Genomic DNA, 17,403 nt, shown 5'->3' on the forward strand with positions numbered 1-17,403 from the left:
GGGGTCCTTACATCGCGATGGCGTCAGGTGGCTGGGGCGGAGTCCGGGAGCATGCCGTGGTCGGTAGCGTCAGGCTGCTTCGGAGCCTCGGATGGGAGTGGCGCATCGTGGTGCGGCAAGGCAGCCATGCCCAGGGCGGCCAGTTCCTGGAGCATTTCCCGGGCTGCCTGGTCACGGATGTGCAGCCTGTACAGGACGTTGGTGGCGTAGGTGCCGCCCTCTTCCTCACTGGTCGCGCGGACGAATCCGCGCTGCTCGAGATGCGCGAACGCCCTCCTCACCAGCGCGTAGGTCGCCGAGCGGGGAGTCCTGTCCTTGTCCGTACGACCGGTGGGGTTTCGACGCAGGTAGGCCCGCCACAATCCCTCCAGCCCAGGGCTGCCGGCTGGCGGGTCGGTGTCCTCGTCGGCGGCTGCAGCACGGCGCTCAAGGACGGTCGCATAGGCCCTGACGTCTTCGTCGACCTTCTGCACCGATACCCGGGCGACGTGCTCGTCGTCGTCCAAGTCCTCCGGACGAGGGAAGGCTCGCGACGCGATGGCCAGGTGAGCGAGCAGGTACAGCGGCCGGTTCTCCGCATTCGGCACGAGGTCGCTGATCGAGACGGCGAAAGCCGTCTCGGTCGTGGTTGCCAGGACCAGTCCCGCCTGCGGGTGCACCTCCCGGACCGTGAGGTCAAAACCCTGCGCGACCTTCCGCACCAGCTGGGCGAAGTCCGGTTCCGTTTCGAACCGCCGCACGAGCTGGGCGTACTCTCCAGAACGTGCTGGGGACTTGCCGCGTGTCAAAGCCAGAGCCACCATCCTGGCTGCTGCGGCAACATCGTCGTACTGCGTCATGCACTCGGCTCCAGATCGTCGCTCGTGGTGCGGGGAACAAACTCTGGTGAATGGGGCGGTTGCGTGTTCGGGGCCGCATCAGCGCTGTCGGAGACCGGTCTACCCACGGCCGGCAACAGCAGGAAGTCGCTTCCACCGAAAACCGGATCGTCCAACTCAGTCCCGTCATCCACGACAACGATGGCTTCTCTACCGCGCGCCAGCTCGGCGACGGGGACATGCCGAAAACGATGCGCGGTCTCCATAGCCAGCAGATGGTCAGTGTCGTCACCTGGCCCTCTGCCGTCGCCCCATTGGCGGGCACGCTCGAGCAGCCGAGACAGCCGCACGCCCTCCCCGGGGACAACCGAAAGCAGCCTGTCCACCCATGCATGCTGCGCGTCGTCGAACCTCGGTGGATCGGACGTGTTTTCCCAGTCGTCCGATGCGCCCACTGCGACCAGCTCAACCTCGGCCGGTTCCGGCATCCGCGTGAGGGCCTCGAAGTAGTCCGGCAGGTACATAACCCTCGGGCGGACCGGACCCAGCACCCCGCGCACGAACGTCTCCAGGGGCCGCTCGCTGTCCTCGATGCTGAGCTCGAGCGCCGGCTCCAGGAGCTGGCTGCGCAGATGCACCCGTGTATTGACCACGGGTGGTACGAAGATCTGCCGGTCCTGCTGGCGCCGGAACTCAGGAACCACCCTGAGCAGCATGTCGATGAGCATCAAGTGCCGCTGCAGACAATCCTCGATCAGCGCATCCAGTGCTTCTAGCTGCTGCCGCTTGTGTTCCTCTTCCGTGACCTCGAGCAGTTGCGCCACCTGCGCCTTCAGCTGAGTCTCCGCCCGAGACCTCTCCTCAACGTGCTCCTGCGCCTCCTTCAGCGGGCCCTCAAGATCCGCTTCCCAGTCGACGGTCCGAACGTTACGTTTCATCTCCTCCATGCGGTCCAGCAGCTCCTTCGCGTACCGGATGCTCTGGACATGGGCGGCGCGGGCGGCCTGCCACGCCTCACCGATCCGCGCGCGCTTTAGCAACGCGGCTAACTTGGCCTCCGCCGCGATCTGCTCGGACGCGATGTCCACATCGACCGCATGGACGAGCACCGTGATGGCCGCATCAGTAACGGTCAGCGCAGCCTGCCCGGCTTCGTCCGGCACGTCTTTGAGGATCTGGAACGGAAACTCCCTGACGACGAAGCCGTCGCCCGTCACGCTGCCGATCTCGTGACGAAAGCACCGGTCGTGTCTCTCGGTGTTGATCAGGCGTTCCACCAGCCAGCGCGCGACTTCCCGATACTCGGTACCCGCCCGCCCGGGAACCTGGAGCGCCGCAGACTCAGCTACCCGTTCCACGACGGCTTCCTGTCGAACTGCCGTCCGCGCCCCTATCCGCAGCGTCACGAAGTCAATGGCCACCAGGGCGAGTTCGGCCAGCCGGTACCGCTCCCAGCCTCGCTCCCTCTTCGCCGGACTGTCGTCGAGCGCCAATAGCGGCCGCACCACGGCCAGCGCCTTCATCCGCGACGTGATGCTCTCGTACGCCGCAGATGACTCGCCAAAGAACACTGAGAGCCCTCCCAACACCATTCCCTCGACAGGGAATTCACGCTAGGACACGGCACTGACAATGCCTCAGAATCGAACGTGAAAGCGATCCATTTCGGCCGGAGGTCCGGCATCCTTCCTTTCCCTGTCGGATTTACTCGGCAACGGCTTGCTGTGGGGTGGGTGCGGTGACTGGCTCTCGGAGTTGTGCGAGATGCGCCAAGTACTTAGAAGGCGCCTGCTCTATCCACTGAGCTACGAGGGCTGACCTGCGAAAACGCAGTGCTCAGGCGCTCGTCCCGGCGGCCTGTGGGACGTATGTGGAGGCAGCAGACCCCTGGGGAGCTGTGGGACGCGAGCGCCCCGCCGGGCCGTACGTAGGGCCTCACGGAATCTTCACGGCTCCGAAGACCCATACGGAAACAATTCGATCACCGTCCGGCGTTGCATCCCCGTAATCGGAGAAGGGACGGTGTCGGGGCTGAGGCTGTTCAACACGAAAGACGAAGTGACCGAGGTCATGTCGCGCCTGGCTGAGGTCGAGGTAGATGTGCAGGGTCTCGTCGAGGCTCACATGGAGACGCTGTTGGGCGTTCGATTCCTGGCGAGCGAGTACACCACCGGGCCGGTCCACGGCGGCCGGATCGACTCGCTCGGGCTGGACGAGAACGGATCGCCGGTCATCGTCGAGTACAAGCGTGGGGTCGATGCCGGCGTCATCAACCAGGGATTGTTCTATCTCAGCTGGTTGGTGGACCACCGAGCCGAGTTCGAGCACCTGGTCCGCGACCGGCTCGGGGTGACGGCCGCGTCCCAGGTGTTGTGGAGCGGTCCGCGCTTGATCTGCATAGCCGGCGACTTCACCCGCTACGACGTGCACGCCGTGCGCGAGCACCGGCGCGCGATCGACCTGGTTCGCTACCGACTCTTCGGCAGCGATCTGCTCGGGCTTGAGACCGTGGCGTCCGGCAGCAGCGGTACGCGCGTGGCCCGCCAGACTCGCCGGCAGGCGGTCGCTCGGGCGGCAGCCGACGTCCAGGGCGCGTCGATGGCGGAGTTGGCGAGCGCGGTCGACGAGGCACTGCTCGGTCTCGGTGACGGTGTGAACCGCGTCGAGCGCAAGATGTACCGGGCGTACCAGCGGCTGCGGAACTTCGCCTGCGTGTGTCCGCCGCAGCGGAGCAAGCTCCTGGTCTATCTGAAGGTCGACCCGAAGGATGTCGATCTTGTTCCGGGCTTCACCCGGGACGTGTCCGGTCTCGGACACCACGGGACGGGTGATCTGGAGGTGCAGCTCCGTACGCCGAGGGACGTGGAACGGGCGCAGGATCTCTTCCGGGCGAGCTACGCGGCGGCGTGATCGTGCCGCCTGTTGACCGTGCGCGCGTCGTGGGTGGTCTGTGGTCGTCGTCTGTTCCCTTCGACGGACGGACAGGGCGTGGCGGTGGACCATCAATACTCCGTGGTATCGCCGGTTTGGCCAACCGGCGATACCGAGCTATGTTCCACGGCCATGTTCTGCTCGTGACCCGGCCGGGTCCGGGGCAGATCAAGGCCGGCCGACGGGCCGCTGGAGCGGCGCCTGATGAGAATCCCGAGTCGTGAGCCCTTACGTGGGAACGGCGCCAGCCAGCCCCGCCTCTCCTCGCGGCCCTGAACTGACGGCGCCCTCCGATCACGGCCCGGTGCGGTTCGGGTCCGGAGCGCCTTGCGTCATCCGGCGACGGTTCCTTCGCCGAAGCGGGGCGCGTCATCGACGGCAACGTCCAGCCGTGGGCGGACGAACCGCAGGGGGTGGCGCCATGTCCCGCGGTCGATGGCGGTGTCGGCATCCACCTCCGCGACCAGTTCCGGCGCGACGAGGACCACGTCCAGGGGCTGGCGGGAGCCCCAGGACGAGGAGAACCGCACTCCCGCCCACAGGTGGCCGGACGGGGCCGGGCGGAGGTGGCAGGCGACCTGGCGGGCGGCATCCGGTGACAGCGGTACGGTCCGGCCGATGGGGCGCAGGGCACCGTGGTCGTCGTACCGGCCCAGGACGAGGATCTGCGGTCGGGTGAGGCTGCCGGTGACGGCCCCCACGATGGCTTCGGTGGTGTGCCGCCGGCGGACCTTGAACCACCCCCGCGTGCCGGGTAGGTACCGCTGTCCCTGTCCCTTGATCACGATGCCCTCGACACCAGGGACGTCCGTCCACGCGGTCAGCCACTCCTGCGCGACGGCGGGATCGGTCGTCATCGGGCACAACGTCCACGGCGCCACCAGCCCACAGTCGACGAAGAGCGCCTCCAGAGTGGCGCGTCGGCGCTCGTACGGCTGGGCCAGCAGCTCTTCCCCGTCGGCCTGGAGCACGTCGAAGGCCACGAAATGGGCGGGGCACTCGGCTGCCAGCATCTCGGTGGTGCGCCGGCCGGCTGCCGCGCGCCGCTGGAGGGCCTCGAAGCTCAGCCTCCCTTCGTGCCACACCACGAGCTCGCCGTCGAGAACGAGGTCGGCGGGCAGCTGCGCGGCGGCGCGTACGAGATCAGGGAAGCGCTCCTGGATCAGGCTGCCCCGCCGGGACTGCAGGAGCACCGGACCGCCCGGCTCGGCGGGGGTGAACAGGAGACACCGGTACCCGTCGAACTTCGCCTCGAAGGCGAGCCTCGACCCCAGGGTGCCAGGGCTGGGCACGGTCTCCCGGGCCTGCGCGAGCATCGGCTCCACCGGTGCCTTCAGCACTCGTCCTCGCTCCCAGCTGCCGGTGGAAGCCGTGCCGCTTGGGGGAAAAACGGGATGGCACGGCTCCCGACCAGGGGTGCAGCCTGTCCGGTCCTGTCGTCGGTGCTGCACTTCCTGTCTACGTCTCCGGCCCGGCTGCCGCGAGCTGGGTGCGGCGAGTCGGCCACGGCGTCCCTCATACGGGACGCGCGCCGCGGATTGTGACTGGGCGCTTCAGCTGGCAGGCACCTCCAACTGAGGTGCTCAGCCCGGCTACACCTCACTGGCGTCGGACCAGCCACACCGTGTGCACTCGGCACCTTGGTAGATGTCATCTCTGGCGTAGTCGACGTCCTGGATGGCTCGCAGCCCCGAGCTGGGCGCACCGCACTTAGGACATGCGACCATCACGCCCAGGCCAGGGAAGTATCTGTACTCCAGACCGGCTTCCTGGATTGTCTGCTGCATTGTCCTGAGCAGCTCTGCTTCTGAACCAATGCCGAGAATCTGGCGCAAAGCAAGATCCTCCTCGCCGGTTTCAAGGGACACGTACATCAGAGGGCGGAGTAGCGGGGGCAGGGGAGTGCCGTCGAGCTTTACGGGGATGATCCGAAACCCGTCTTCGGTGAGCTTCCGAGTCAGCGCAGATTCCATCTCTGTGTTGACCCAAGCTGACCCCGCTGCATCGGCTGACCAGAAGAGAATCACGGTGTCGACAAGATCGAGGGCTTGGTTGACCTTGCCCGGGATGGAGTCGCCCGGCCGGATCTCCCACTCGTCCAACCAAATGTCGGCGCCAGACAAACGCATCTTGGCCACGAACGGAGTGACCCACGGCTTGTCCCTGTGACCGTGGGAGATGAAGGCGTGCATGGGCCGAGTGTCACGACGGCCGCCTCTCCTCGCCACCTGAAACGCTCAGCCCGGCAACTCGAGCGCTCACCCGCCATCTAAGTCACACGGATCCACGCGAGTCGGGGCGGCACCCATCCGAGTAATATCGCGCATATGTTCGATCCGCTCCCGCCCGATGAAGAGCGCCTCCAGGTGATCAAGGGGTTCTTGGAGCGGCAGCGGGCCGAGGTGGACATCATCAGGACCTACCTGGACATCCAGATCGGCCTCGTCGGTGAGCGCCTGAAACACGCGGACCCGGCGGGCGACGCACCGCCTCTGGAGAAGCAGCGTGGCCTGTCGAGCCGTGAGGGCGCGGTGCTGCCGGCGGAAGGCTGGGCGATCGAATGGCGACGTACGCCGGAGGGCGCCGTCCCCTACGTCGTCCATGCGGCGGACTGCGTCTTCGCGCCGCGGCCGGGGCCCAAGCGCGCCCGGCTCATCGACGACCAGAACGCGCGCGAGCTCCTGGTGAACGGCGTCAAGGCGTGCCACCAGTGCAACCCGGATGTGAGGCTGGACATGGACGGGTGAGCAGGGCGAGCGGGAGTCGGCGCCCGTCGTTCGATGAATGGAAGGAACGATGCCAGCGGGCCTCCCGGCAGCTCTGGCCTACTGGGCCCGGCCCTCAGTCGGGGACGGCTTCCGGTGCCGGCCGCGCCCCTTGCCCATGGCTGGCCGGTCCCACTTGGCGGGCTTCTCCTGCACCGGCGGCGGATACAGCACGGCCTTCGCAGCGGCCAGGCTTTCGGCGATGCCGACGACCGCCCACTCCGTGCCCGTCCACTCTTCGAGCGCTCTCGGCGCGGCCGGGTCGACGTGGCCCCCGCAGTGCGGGCCGTTTCCGAGCGGCACGGCCCGAAGCCTGCCCTTCGAAGCGGCCTGCCGCTCAGCTCGCCGACGCGCCCACTCCTCCAGCGGTTCATTGTCCTGCATGCGGGCATCGTGGCCGAGAAGCGGTCCGGGCCGCCACCCGTTCACCCGCGCGGATGAATGGACGAAGGTAGCGGGGCGGCAGCGGCATCCTACGGTCGGGCGGCCCGCCGGGCACGGCGGCGTTCCCGCCAGTTCGCTGGCGGTGCGGTGGCTGCCTGGGCGGCCCGGCCGAACGCCGCGAGCTTCTCCTCCAGACGCGCGGTGTCCTCGAGGTTCCCGGCGGCGCTCATCAGCTCTTCGGTGGCGGTGACGACGGCCGGGTCGGGGCAGCGCAGCAGCGGGGCGGCTGCGGCGGCGATCCGGGTGAAGGGCTCGCGCAGCGCGGCGGCGGCCTGCTTGCTCACGATCCTCTCCTGCGCTAGCAGTTCCGCCCCGCGGCCGAGGCCCGCCAGACCGCTCTGCACGTCGGTGCCGCCGGCGATCCGGGCCCGGGCCGCGCCGCCCATGCAGGCGAGCCCCGCCAGCAGCACGGTCCGGCCGCGCTCGGCAAGCGTCTCCCACAGCATCTGGTTGGCGGTGCCCGCCGCCCGCAGGTCCGACACCGCAACAATCAGCGCGTCGGCGTGCCCACGCAGCGCTTCCCGCTCCCGCTCCTGGTCCTGGCGGTTGCGCGCGCGGGTGGTCAGCCACCACGTCAGAAGGGCGACGAGGCCACCCGAAATGAGCGAGCCGAGCGACTCGATCAACTTGTCCATCCACGCACACTGCCTGCTCACCGGCCCCGCACACAGGTTCGTTGCCACCTGACGCACAACCCGTACCCGCCCGTTGCTCCACCCGGCCGCCCGGCGGTTCAGGCCGGTCCGGGAAGCCAGCGAGCCCTGGACCGCCGCCGGTCCAGGGCTCGCTCGCCGGTCACTCCGCCGACTCCGGCAAGGAGCCGGACGCCGTGCGGCTCCGCGCCTCAGACCTTCTGGCCGACGCGGTTGAGCCGTTCCTGCGTGTAGTCGAAGAGGAGGTCGATGTACCGGCGGAAGAGCAGGGGGTTCGCGCAGCAGACCGTGGCCAGTGCGGGAGTCCCGCCCTTGGTGGTCGCATAGCGCCCCTCGTCGCCGCCTGGGTCGCGGGCGTACAGGTCCCGGACGAACTCGACGATCAGGTGCTGCTCCTCGCCCCCGGCGAAAAGGTCGTCGCCGCTCTCCTGTAGATGCGCCAGCAGCTTGCCGAGGTCGTGGTTGAACCTCTTCGGAACAGGCCCGACGAGCGCCTTCAGAGAGAGCTCGGCCAAGTGCCGGGCGAGGAAGAAGGCCGGCTGGGGGCACGGGGGCTCCGCGCCGATGGCCGCGACCGCGCACTGGTAGAACTCTGTCAGGGTCTCCTCGACAGCGTTCGAGCAGTGCGTGCGGGACAGGCACAGGGCACGGGGCCACTCGTGGTCCGTGTCCATGTCGCCAAACGGGCTCACATAGGTCATGCCGGGCATTGTGTACCGGCGCCCTGCCCTTAAGAGACCGGATTTCCCCGATTGGGTGCACTGGCGGTGCCACGCGAGTTCGCGGACGCGGAGGTGCGGCTCGCGCTCGCTGCCGGTCTCGGCGTCAGCCGGCAGGGGCGCTGCACGTCGCGGAGGAGGCGATCGGACGAGCCGGGCGCCGGGATCTGGTTTCCCGATCCTCGCCCGCGGCGGCTGGCTGCTCGGCAGGATGGGCACCATGTCCGACCAGAGCGCATACGACCTCGACCTGGAGATGAGCCTCCTCCTCCCCTCCTCCGCGCCGCCCTCCTGGGCTGCTGCGGTCCACGAAGCAGCTCGTCATCTCGCTGGCCTTCCGTGGGAGGCCGGCGGGCGGGCCGCCGACGACCTGACCACGCTGGCCCTGCTCCTGTTCGCGCGCACGTACACCGGCGACCGTGCCCCCGCAGAGATACCGGTCACCGAACTGCGCGAAGCACTGGACGGCCCGGTGGACCGGGAACCGCGGATCATCGACGAGATCGACCGGGCGCTGACCGCCACCGGGCAGGGCTACGACCGAGCTGCCGGGCGGGGCACGCCGCTGTGGGATCTCTTCAACGCTGCCCGGAACCAGTACGCGGGCCGGCTCGGGGCGAGCGCGCTGGCCGATGACATCGAGCCCCCCTTTCCTGGCCCGTCGCCCATGCGGGGCGCAGCCCGGCGGCTCGCCCAGTTCTTCGCCGACACGTCGGTCCCGCCCCGCGAGCCGGCAGCCACACCGGCGGTGGAGTCCGGCCCCCTCACCATCGAGTCGGACCGGATCCAGCTCGTGACCGCCGGCAGCATCATGCCGCTGCGCTGTCCCCGAAACCACGACGTGCGCACGGTGCGGGTCGACGGCCGCGACGTGGTCACAGAGTGCGGGCAAGGCCATGTTGCCGGGCACTGGGCCCTGGAGCCCGCGCGGGTGCGGATGGCGGTGGCCCGTGCCACAGGCGCACGGCCATCCGTGCAAGGGAAGCGCGAACTCCAGGACCTGCTGATCGTCACAACCGACCTGCCCCGCCACAGCGACCCGTATCGGGACAACGTGTTCCTGCAGGCATCGAGGCATCCAGCCATCTGACGGGACGACGTCTTCGAGCAACTCCACGGCGTGATTGATGATCCTCGCTGGTGGTGATCGACACTCGCCCCGTGCGGGCCAGGCATCAGTCCCGGCTGGCAGGGAGTTTGGCTCAGCGGTACTCCCAGACGTTATCGGTCGCAGCCCGGGCAAGGTCGAGCACCACGGCGAGGCCGTGGTGATCAGAGGCTTCCGGTGGAGAGTTCAGCAGCTGGTAGTCGGTGATCGCATCGCGCAGCGGCGCCGACGCCCACAGCTGATCGATGCGTTCGTCGGCGCACGTGCGGCGGAGCAGGGTTTCGTCGCCGGTCCGCTCGTACAGCTCCCACGCCGCGTCTACGAACCCGGTGTAGGACAACGTCTCGGCGATCCGCCGCTCCGGCGTGATCCGGCCCCCGCTCTCGGAGGGGAGCCTCGTGCGGGCGGCGCGGTTGTACGGGCGCATCTCGACGTAGTCCGGAGCCGGGTGCTTCGGGTCCGCAGGCGGGTAGTTGATGTCGCCGGCGACGATGCCGTACGGCCCGTACCGCAGGGCCCGGGTCGCCAGCAGCTTGGCCTCGTGCCGGGCCCGGTCCGGGACGAACGGGTCCAGGTGGGCGCTGATGACGGTGAGCGGGGCGGGGAGGCCCACGTCGAAGACGGCGGCGCCGAAGCCGTGCAGGGTCTGGTCGGCGAAGTCCGTGTTCCAGTGGGTCCAGCGGCCGAGCGTCTCACGGCGGTAGAACAGCGCCGGCACGATGCCCGAACTGGAGGGCGGGAGCGGTAGCGGGTCCATGTCCAGGTCGTATGAAGCCCGAGCGAGCTGCCGGTGCCCGAACTCTCCCCATCCCAGGGCTTCCTGGAGACAGACGAAATCGGGGGGGCCGGTGCTCAGGATTCGCTCGGCGAGGGCAGGCCACCGGTCCTCTGGATCACCATTGCCGTTACGCAGAGCCCCCAGTCCGAGGTTCTGCACGACGATCCGCACGTCCATTGCGCCCCCTGGCGACAAGCAGCTTCGAAAGAACGGCGCGACCCTACCCAGCCAGCGCGAGCGGTACGCAGCTCCGGCTCCGACCATGCCGGGCGACCGACGCGGTGGCCCGCAGCCGTACACCTCCACCGGGCTTCCCCGGCGACATGGCCGGTGCACGCGCGTGGAGAGCTTCGGCCAGACCTCGCGGATCCGCGTGAGCCCTGCGGCCCCGGGCAGCGATGTGGAACAACGAGGCCCGTGGAGTGTGTTACGCACCTCCATCGGGCAGAGTTTCGGCCTCAACGCAACGAGCGGAGCAAGACCTGTGTCGAATGCCGAGGCGGCCCCCAGGATCGGCAAGCTAGTACGTGACCGGATCCCAGAGATCATCCGGAACGATGGAGCCGAGCCGGTCACCTACATCGCGGCCCCCGAGGAGTATCGGGCCCGGCTGCGGGAGAAGTTGCGGGAGGAGGTCGCCGAGTTCCTGGACGCGGACGAGGAGGAGGCGCCCGGCGAGCTCGCGGACGTAGTGGAGGTGCTGCTCGCGCTCGCCGCCGAACTCGGCATCACCCCGGAGCAGCTGGAGGCGCTGCGCGCCGCGAAGGCCGACGAGCGAGGATGCTTCGCCAGGCGGATCGTCTGGACGGGCAACCGCCGGTAGACAGGCGCCGGGTGCCGCGCCCACGGGCAGGCGGTGTCGACGCCGGTCAGGGAAGGCCGTCTCTCGTCAGCCCTTCCCCAAGAACTCTCGTACGCCGCGGAGCCGGGTGTTCAGCCGGCTCTGCGTGGCGCGGCTGTCGAGGCGAACGTCGAGGGCCCCGGGCAGGCGGCTGTCTGCCCGGCGGCCGGCGGGCAGAAGACCGGGGTCGATACCGTCCCGGCGCGCGACGAGGACACCGAGGGTGAAGCGGCTGACAGCGTCGGGGCCGGCCAGATGGAAGACACCAGTCGCGTCGCCCGCCGCGAGCTCCCACAGGGCAGCCGCGAGGTCGGCGACGTGGACGGGGCAGCGGATGTCGTCCGTCCACAGCGCGCCTTCCCTCGTGCCGGCGGCGAGCTCGTGGACGATGCGTTCGTGCTCGGACCCGCGGTCGCCGATGATCAGCGAGGTGCGTGCGACGACCGCGTCGGGATGCAGGAGGCGTACGGCCGTCTCCGCGGCGGCTTTGGCGGCCCCGTAGGGGGTGACGGGGTCTGGGAGGGCCGTCTCGTCGTAGTGCACGTCGGCCCCGGAGAAGATCGCGTCACTGGACACGTGCACCAGGCGGGTGCCCCTGCTCGCCGTCGCCGCGGCGAGGCGGACGGGACCGTCGGCGGTGACCGCCCAGTCGGCATCGCCGCTTGACGCGTTGATCACCACGGTCGGGGTCACGGCGTCGAGGACGGCGGCGAGGCGACCGGCATCGCGCAGGTCCAGCTGGTGCCAGGAGGTACGGGCTGCGTCGCCGGGGCGGGAGTTGAACGTCGCGGCGGTGGTCCGGCCTGCGGCGCTCGCCTGCCGCACAAGCTCGGTCCCGAGGAACCCGCTGGCGCCGATGATCAGCACTTTCATGCTGCAACACGATAGTGCAGGAGAGCCCCCCCATGGGCGCCTGTCGATAAAAGTACACATTGAAAGGAGAATAGGCAACGGAGCGGAAGTCGGCCGCGTTCTGGTGGTGTGCGTACGCACACCGAGACTTTCCTTTCCGGCGTTTATCAGGAAGGTCGCGCGGAGGGTTCCCGAGCGGCTATGGTTGGGGCCCTGTCGCCCGTTCCTTACGGGGGCCTGGCTCGTGCTCTGCGCGGGGTGGCTCGGTGTGCCGAGCCACCCGTCCGGAGCACGCAACCGGCGTGCCCCTCACAGGAAGGTGGACCCATGTGCGGTTCAGTGCGGCAGGAGCCCGAACGTCCGTCAGGTGATAGCCCCTCCAAGGGGCTTCGGAGGGTGAAGGTCATCTGCGCCATCGTGGCGTCGGTGATGTCCATTGCGGCCAGCGCTGTGGCCATCCTCAGGGCCTGACGCCGCCCGGGGTCGTCGGAACCGACCCCGGACGGCAGTTCGGGTGGGGCCGGCGTGGAAGTTCACGTCGGCCCCAAACTTTTGCAGCGACAAGATTTCAAATCTGCGCCGCGAGCAACATTGCTAATCTGCGCTCGCGTCGCAATTGAATTTAGTCTCGCTGCTAATCGGTTTGGGAGCTTGTTTAAGCGGGTGAATCTGGTGCCTCTTTTGGGCGCGCCGTGATTTGCGCTCGCTCGTAATCTAACTTCTCGGCCCGTCGAAAGCTAGCTCGCTGGAGCCTGCTGGTCGACATGGAGCAGCATCCGTGCAGGTCAGGGCGGGTGAGGCAGCTGCTGAGTGTCGGCGGCGGCCGGGCCGGGTCCGGTTACCGGCTGCGGGGGCGCGGGGCGGGCACGGTTGGGGGGAGCCCGGGAGCGGGCGCCGGGAGCGGCCTCGGGGTCGGCCGTGTGGGTGACGGCAACAGGTTGGCGGCGGTGCCGGCGAGCTGGGCCACGAGATTGTGGGGAACGCCGGAGGACAGACGGATGGTCCACGCCGCTCGGTCGAGGTCCTCTCCGCCGTACAGCATCCATCGGTCTGCCACGGCGTGCGGGGAGGACTCGAAGGCGATGGTTCGGTCCGGCGTGGTCCAGGTGGTGCGGCCGAGGTGCCTCGCCGGCTGCCAGGCAGCGGCGTGGAGGACTTCTTCTGGGCGTCCCGCGGTGGTGAGGGGCGGAGCGTCGAGGTACTGCAGGATCGCGAGGATGAGGGGGACGGGGGTACCGGCACTGAGGGTGGCGTGCCAGAGACGCTCGCCGACAGGGCCGTCGTACTCGGCCACCGTCCACGCGACGTCGCTGCGGTGGCGGGCCTCGTGGTCGAACTCCACTCGCAGGGTGAGGGATTCGTGCGAGGCGATGGTCGTCTCGTCGATGGGGCGGTACCTCTCCCATTGGCGCTCCTCGTCGAACAGGGCGGCAAGCAAAGCCTCGTGCTCGCCGGGCTCCGCGACCGGAGGCTCGGTGGCGGGCGCGGAGGTCTCCTCGGAGGTGGACGGGGTCGTGCCCGCGAGGAGTCGGCGGATGGCCTGTTCGAGGTCGGTGAGCGGGGCGGGGCCGGGGCGGACCGCGACGGAGTAGAGCCGGTGGAACTCGGCGACGGCCTCGGCTTCGGTGTCGTACGAGGTGGAGACCTGCCGGAGGTGGTTCTCCCCGTGAAGGTGGACGTGCCGGCGTACGCCGGTTGTGTACGAGGCGACTGCCACGGTGGTGTGACCGTCGTCGGCGTGCAGGTGGATGGTCAGGCGGCCTTCGGCGATGTCGTCGTGGATGCGCTGGGCCGCGGCGCCGACCTCGCGGATCTCCGCACGGGAACACCAGGGCATGGAGTAGTTCGCCCAGGTCCACTCCGTGTCGATCTCCTGCTGGAGGGCGGGGTCGATCTCGGTGGTGAAGCCGTACCGCCGGAGCTGTTCGGCGGCCTGGGCGGTGTAGTGGGGCTCCTCGCGGTCGATGCGGGCCAGGACCATCGTGGCCGGGCCGGTGCTGCGGAAGCCAGCGTCGTGCAGGTGGGAGCGGGCGGCGTCGGCCGTGGGGCCCGTCGTGGTGGCGATGACGGCGGGCTGGTGGTCGGGGTGGAGGGCGAAGCGGATGTGGGCGTCGGCGGGGGCGTACGGCATCGGGTCCTTCGGTGAGTCAAGGGGTTCGGCCGGCGGCGGCCCGTGCGGCGGGCCGCGCGGACGGCGGCGAGGCGACGGGGGTGCGGCGCGTCGAGGGTCCGGCGCGTGTGGTGGGCGCGGCCCGCGCTCGCTGGGGCAGCGGGCGGCCGGTGGCGTGCTGCCAGCGGGTACGGACGGCGCCGATGTCGGCGAGGGCTCGGCGGGCACCGGCGACGAGCTGGAAAGGTGTGTTCATCGGGTCGTCGGAGTACGCCTGGATGCGGCGGGCGGCGTCGTCCACCGTTGTCAGGAGGGAGCGGGTGAGGGCGCGTTGGCTCCAGTGCTCGACGGAGCCTGCGGGTTCGGCGAGTAGACGCAGTACGTCGCTCGGCTCGCTTCTGTCGTGCAGGAGGCCGCGCTGTTGGGCTTCCCACAGGACGGTGACGGGGTCGACGGGCTCGTGGCGGCGGACGAGGGTGGTGAGGCATTGCCACAGGCCGGCGTGCAGGGGCTGGGTGAAGTCCTCGGGCAGCAGCCACCGTACGGACTCGATGTCGGCGGGGCGGGCGGTGGCGGTCGCGAGCAGCAACTGCTCCTCCTCCGCCGCCTCGGTGTGGTTGGGCACGATGGCCGGCGGGGACACAGGCGTGCGGGGCAGGGCGCCGGCGCGTGGCGGGAAGCGTGTGGCGATGTCGTCCACGACCGCGGCGAGCGCGTCGGCCTCGGCGAGCACCGTCGGGACGGGGTGCGGGAGGGTGTCGTCGTGGGCGGTATGGAGGAGGTGCTCGGCGGCGGCGCGTAGCCGGCGGCGGGCGTGTTCGGTCTCGATCATCCGTGCGTAGGCCGCCGCGTGCCTCGGCCAGGGACAGACCTGGATGAGGGTGTGCAGGTAGGAGGCGGTCAAGCCGCGGGCCTGCTCCCGGCCCGAGGCGAGCACCTTGTTGAGCCACGTGATGTTCTTCGCGTGCTCGTCCGGGTCGGGCGGCGGCAGGGCGTTGATCGCGGCGAACAGGCCGGCGTGTGGGGCGGTGGAGAACGAGTCGGCGCAGATCCCGGTCACGTCGCCGAGACGTTGCGGATCGAGAAGAAGGGCGCCGAGGAGGGCTTGCTCGGCGTGGAACACCGGCGGCGGCGCCGGGGTCGGGTCGAGGTCGTCCTCGTCGGGTTCGGGGCTGTGGGGCATCAAGCGGCCAGGGCGAAGTCGGTCGGGTCGAGGGTGACGCCGAGGTGCGGGGCGAGGAGGTGAGCGGCCAGACGCGGGGGGACCGCGTTGCCGATCTGCGAGAACTGCTGGCCTTTGTTACCGGCCCACGGGTAGTCGCCGGGGAAGGTCTGCAGCAGGCCGGCCTCGCGAGCGGTGATCCGGATCGGTTCCGGCACCGCGGGCACGTCCCCGTCCTGCGGCGACGTCGGGACCGGTTCGGCGACCCAGGTGCACTCGTTGGCGCGGTGTCCGAAGAACAGCGTGCCTGCCGGCTCCTCGATGGACCGGACGGTGGCGTTGGCCTGGTTGTTGCTGCGGAGAGACCACGACCAGCGATGCGCCTCGGCGGTGAACGTCGGCGCCGGGGCGGTGGCGGCACGGTTCTCGCGGGTGCCGTGCCGGGCAGTCCACCCTGCGCCTTCGCGGCGGGAGTTCAGGATCACTCCGTCCGGATGCGGCATCCAGGTGCCGCGCTCCCGCGCGTCGCTGAGGGTCTTGCGGGAACCTGACGGGAACGGTTCGGGTCCGCCGCCCGGCCCGCCGCCGGCGCAGACGGTCGGGACGGGGCGGTCGGTCGCTCCCCAGCCGAGGGCCTCGGCCATGGACACCCAGCGGGCGCGGCCCGGCCCGAACAGGCTCTCGGGTTCGGCGACCTGGGCGTGGGTCGGCGTCGGGGGTTCGGCGGTACGGACGCGGGAGGCGAGCAGGATCGCCCGCCGCCGGGTCTGCGGCACCCCGTAGTCCGCGGAGTTGAGGATGCCGCACCACACGGAGAAGCCCCAGGACCTCAGGATCTGCGCGTACTGCTTCCACAGCGGCAGCACGTCAGGGACCTCCTCCATGGCCACCCACTCCGGCTCGCCGACGGCGTTCAGGGCGTGCAGGTAGCGCATCGGCTCGGCCGCGAGCAGGGAGCGTTCGTCGCGACAGGCGGCCAGGAGCTTGGTGCGGGTGTCGAGGCCGGCGGCGAGATCGGCGACCGCCTGGTGGACGAGTGGCTGGTCCACCAGGCCGAGACGCTTGCCCGCCATGGACCATGCCTGGCACGGAGGCGAAGCGATGAACCCCCGGACCCTGCCGGCGAAGATCCATGCCGGGTACATCGCCACATCGGTGCGGATCGTCAGCAGGCCGGCCGCCGCCCTCGTCTTGCAGGCCCATTCGTCCCATTCCAGCCCGACGTCGCGGATCCCGAAGCGGTGTAGGGGAACGCTCCAGCCGCCGGGGCCGGCGAACAGGTCGAGCACGAGCCCCTTCGGCGGGATCACGACGCCAGACCGAAGTCGTCCTGCTCGGCGTCGCCGCGGCAGCTCCAGGGGGAGCAGCCGTTCAGCACGCCCAGCTCGGCGGCCTCGGCTTCGGCGTCGTCAAGGGCGGCGCGCTCGGCCCTGGTGACGTGGTCGATCGGGGCCTCGCCGAGCGGGACGCGCGAGCGGTGCAGGAACGCCTCGCCCAGCAGGGTGTTCCCGGTGGCGTTGGCGCGGGCGTTGCCCTTGCGGATGGCCGCGTCGAACTCGACCACGTCCTCCCACTCCGAGGGCGAGGTATCGCGGATTGTTCGCCACTGGGAATTTCCGTGATAAGGACAGCCGAGGCACGAGGATTTCGGGGTCTCGGCCAGGCCGAGTGAGGTGAGATAACGGACGCAATCGGAACGCGACCAGCTCATGTCGATCAGTGGATGCCGGTTTTGCATGTACTTCACGTCGGCATCCTTGGCGCGATGGAACTCGTCGGTGGATATGCCGATCCATTGCTCGACGAAAACACCCTTCGGAACCGGAGTCGGATAGGGGTAGCCGAGAATGTCGCGGATCTTCCTTTTGATCGGCTTTACCTTATATTCCCCGGTGCACTGGCGCCTCGTCATCCCAGGTCGGCCGTCTCTGTTCAGGATGTAGAGGGGCATGGAGGCGAAGCGGTGGTCCGGGTTCAGGGCGTCATCGCGAATATTTCCCGAGGAGACCCGGAGGATCGGTATTCCGGCAGGTTCTGCTATCTCCCGCTCAAGGCGTTCGAGATGGCGGTAGACGGCTTCGGGTTCCCATCCCGTGTCGGCGAAGATCGCATAGTCGACCTTGGGGAGAATTCCTTCTGCCGAGAGTGCGAGGAGTGCGCTGGACTGCACTCCGGCTCCGAGAGAAAGGGCGCGGTACTGAGGGGAGGGGGAGGGGGGATGT

The 17,403-nt window shown here is 69.4% G+C and carries 17 protein-coding genes; 4 read left to right on the top strand and 13 right to left on the bottom strand.

The window, feature by feature from the left end; all coding sequences use genetic code 11:
* Positions 1-23: 23 nt before the first annotated feature.
* Both ACWEJX_RS12195 and ACWEJX_RS12200 read right to left on the bottom strand, forming a co-directional pair.
* Positions 24-839: a hypothetical protein gene (locus ACWEJX_RS12195; protein WP_451607394.1), complete on the bottom strand. Its 816-nt coding sequence runs from the start codon at positions 837-839 to the stop codon at positions 24-26.
* Positions 836-2,341 carry a hypothetical protein gene (locus ACWEJX_RS12200; RefSeq protein ID WP_451607395.1) on the bottom strand — a complete coding sequence of 502 codons (1,506 nt, stop codon included), beginning with the start codon at positions 2,339-2,341 and terminating at the stop codon, positions 836-838. Before ACWEJX_RS12200 ends, ACWEJX_RS12195 begins: the two co-directional genes overlap by 4 nt.
* Before the next feature lie 499 nt (positions 2,342-2,840).
* Between ACWEJX_RS12200 and ACWEJX_RS12205 the strand changes: the two genes are divergently transcribed.
* Complete coding sequence (locus tag ACWEJX_RS12205) at positions 2,841-3,728, top strand: DUF5655 domain-containing protein (RefSeq protein WP_451607396.1); 888 nt, start codon at positions 2,841-2,843, stop codon at positions 3,726-3,728.
* Positions 3,729-4,081: 353 nt separating this feature from the next.
* On the opposite strand, the gene ACWEJX_RS12210 is transcribed toward ACWEJX_RS12205, so the two are convergent.
* The gene (locus tag ACWEJX_RS12210) at positions 4,082-5,089 is read right to left on the bottom strand and encodes an ATP-dependent DNA ligase (RefSeq protein ID WP_451607397.1); all 1,008 of its coding nucleotides are present in this window, start codon (positions 5,087-5,089) and stop codon (positions 4,082-4,084) included.
* Between the two features lie 252 nt (positions 5,090-5,341).
* A complete protein-coding gene (locus tag ACWEJX_RS12215; RefSeq protein WP_451607398.1) occupies positions 5,342-5,941 on the bottom strand; it encodes a toll/interleukin-1 receptor domain-containing protein in 600 nt (199 codons plus the stop codon).
* A 135-nt stretch (positions 5,942-6,076) separates the two neighbouring features.
* Here ACWEJX_RS12215 and ACWEJX_RS12220 point away from each other — a divergent pair, with 135 nt between their 5' ends.
* Positions 6,077-6,496: a DUF6233 domain-containing protein gene (locus ACWEJX_RS12220; RefSeq protein ID WP_451607399.1), complete on the top strand. Its 420-nt coding sequence runs from the start codon at positions 6,077-6,079 to the stop codon at positions 6,494-6,496.
* A gap of 78 nt (positions 6,497-6,574) precedes the next feature.
* Here ACWEJX_RS12220 and ACWEJX_RS12225 read toward each other — a convergent pair whose 3' ends face one another.
* From ACWEJX_RS12225 to ACWEJX_RS12235, 3 genes are all read right to left on the bottom strand, one after another.
* On the bottom strand, positions 6,575-6,898 hold the full coding sequence (locus tag ACWEJX_RS12225) for a DUF6087 family protein (protein ID WP_451607400.1): 324 nt from the start codon (positions 6,896-6,898) through the stop codon (positions 6,575-6,577).
* 89 nt (positions 6,899-6,987) lie between these two features.
* The gene (locus ACWEJX_RS12230) at positions 6,988-7,593 is read right to left on the bottom strand and encodes a hypothetical protein (protein WP_331452154.1); all 606 of its coding nucleotides are present in this window, start codon (positions 7,591-7,593) and stop codon (positions 6,988-6,990) included.
* Between the two features lie 209 nt (positions 7,594-7,802).
* Positions 7,803-8,312 carry a hypothetical protein gene (locus tag ACWEJX_RS12235; protein ID WP_331452153.1) on the bottom strand — a complete coding sequence of 170 codons (510 nt, stop codon included), beginning with the start codon at positions 8,310-8,312 and terminating at the stop codon, positions 7,803-7,805.
* 229 nt (positions 8,313-8,541) lie between these two features.
* On the opposite strand from ACWEJX_RS12235, the gene ACWEJX_RS12240 reads away from it, so the two are divergent.
* Positions 8,542-9,420, top strand: a complete 879-nt coding sequence (locus ACWEJX_RS12240) for a hypothetical protein (RefSeq protein WP_451607401.1) — start codon at positions 8,542-8,544, stop codon at positions 9,418-9,420.
* Positions 9,421-9,532: 112 nt separating this feature from the next.
* Here ACWEJX_RS12240 and ACWEJX_RS12245 read toward each other — a convergent pair whose 3' ends face one another.
* The gene (locus tag ACWEJX_RS12245; RefSeq protein ID WP_451607402.1) at positions 9,533-10,765 is read right to left on the bottom strand and encodes an endonuclease/exonuclease/phosphatase family protein; all 1,233 of its coding nucleotides are present in this window, start codon (positions 10,763-10,765) and stop codon (positions 9,533-9,535) included.
* Here ACWEJX_RS12245 and ACWEJX_RS12250 point away from each other — a divergent pair.
* Positions 10,701-11,039, top strand: a complete 339-nt coding sequence (locus ACWEJX_RS12250; protein ID WP_331452150.1) for a nucleoside triphosphate pyrophosphohydrolase — start codon at positions 10,701-10,703, stop codon at positions 11,037-11,039. The genes ACWEJX_RS12245 and ACWEJX_RS12250 overlap by 65 nt on opposite strands.
* Positions 11,040-11,105: 66 nt before the next feature.
* On the opposite strand, the gene ACWEJX_RS12255 is transcribed toward ACWEJX_RS12250, so the two are convergent.
* The 5 genes from ACWEJX_RS12255 to ACWEJX_RS12275 all read right to left on the bottom strand — a co-directional run bounded on the left by ACWEJX_RS12255 (position 11,106) and on the right by ACWEJX_RS12275 (position 17,351).
* Complete coding sequence (locus ACWEJX_RS12255; RefSeq protein ID WP_451607403.1) at positions 11,106-11,930, bottom strand: SDR family oxidoreductase; 825 nt, start codon at positions 11,928-11,930, stop codon at positions 11,106-11,108.
* Between the two features lie 817 nt (positions 11,931-12,747).
* Positions 12,748-14,040, bottom strand: a complete 1,293-nt coding sequence (locus tag ACWEJX_RS12260; RefSeq protein WP_451607404.1) for a DUF317 domain-containing protein — start codon at positions 14,038-14,040, stop codon at positions 12,748-12,750.
* 16 nt (positions 14,041-14,056) lie between these two features.
* The gene (locus ACWEJX_RS12265) at positions 14,057-15,202 is read right to left on the bottom strand and encodes a DnaB-like helicase N-terminal domain-containing protein (protein ID WP_451607436.1); all 1,146 of its coding nucleotides are present in this window, start codon (positions 15,200-15,202) and stop codon (positions 14,057-14,059) included.
* The gene (locus ACWEJX_RS12270) at positions 15,202-16,491 is read right to left on the bottom strand and encodes a DNA cytosine methyltransferase (protein WP_331452147.1); all 1,290 of its coding nucleotides are present in this window, start codon (positions 16,489-16,491) and stop codon (positions 15,202-15,204) included. Before ACWEJX_RS12270 ends, ACWEJX_RS12265 begins: the two co-directional genes overlap by 1 nt.
* Positions 16,488-17,351: a hypothetical protein gene (locus ACWEJX_RS12275; RefSeq protein WP_451607405.1), complete on the bottom strand. Its 864-nt coding sequence runs from the start codon at positions 17,349-17,351 to the stop codon at positions 16,488-16,490. Before ACWEJX_RS12275 ends, ACWEJX_RS12270 begins: the two co-directional genes overlap by 4 nt.
* Positions 17,352-17,403 lie beyond the last annotated feature (52 nt).

The sequence above is a fragment of the Streptomyces sp. NPDC004788 genome (genome assembly GCF_053601115.1).